The sequence below is a fragment of the Streptomyces gamaensis genome (genome assembly GCF_042656465.1).
Classification (GTDB): Bacteria; Actinomycetota; Actinomycetes; order Streptomycetales; family Streptomycetaceae; genus Streptomyces; species Streptomyces gamaensis.
In genome coordinates this window covers 1-570 of sequence record NZ_JBHSPB010000066.1, presented here as the reverse complement: position 1 = coordinate 570, position 570 = coordinate 1, and the positions used below count along the sequence as shown (strand labels likewise).

Genomic DNA, 570 nt, shown 5'->3' with positions numbered 1-570 from the left:
GGCCAGACCGGCCGCGACCACGTTCTTCGCGACCCAGCGCATCGCGTACGCCGCCGAACGGTCCACCTTGGACGGGTCCTTGCCGGAGAACGCACCGCCGCCGTGACGGGCCATACCGCCGTAGGTGTCGATGATGATCTTCCGGCCCGTCAGACCCGCGTCCCCCATCGGACCGCCGATCTCGAACCGGCCCGTCGGGTTCACCAGCAGCCGGTACCCCTCGGTGTCCAGCTTGATGCCGTCCTCCACCAGCTCCCTCAGCACGTGCTCCACCACGTACTCCCGGATGTCCGGCGCCAGCAGCGAGTCCAGGTCGATGTCCGAGGCATGCTGCGAGGAGACGACCACCGTGTCCAGACGCACGGCCTTGCTGCCGTCGTACTCGATGGTCACCTGCGTCTTGCCGTCCGGACGCAGATACGGCACCGTGCCGTTCTTGCGGACCTCCGTCAGCCGCCGCGACAGCCGGTGCGCCAGACTGATCGGCAGCGGCATCAGCTCCGGGGTCTCGTCACAGGCATAACCGAACATCAGACCCTGGTCGCCCGCACCCTGCTTGTCGAGCTCGTC

1 protein-coding gene is annotated in these 570 nt (G+C 67.9%); it reads right to left on the bottom strand.

Going from position 1 to position 570, the window contains the following annotated elements; genetic code table 11:
• On the bottom strand, positions 1 to 570 hold a 570-nt coding region (locus ACFP1Z_RS33690; protein WP_390321872.1), incomplete at both ends, for a methionine adenosyltransferase domain-containing protein.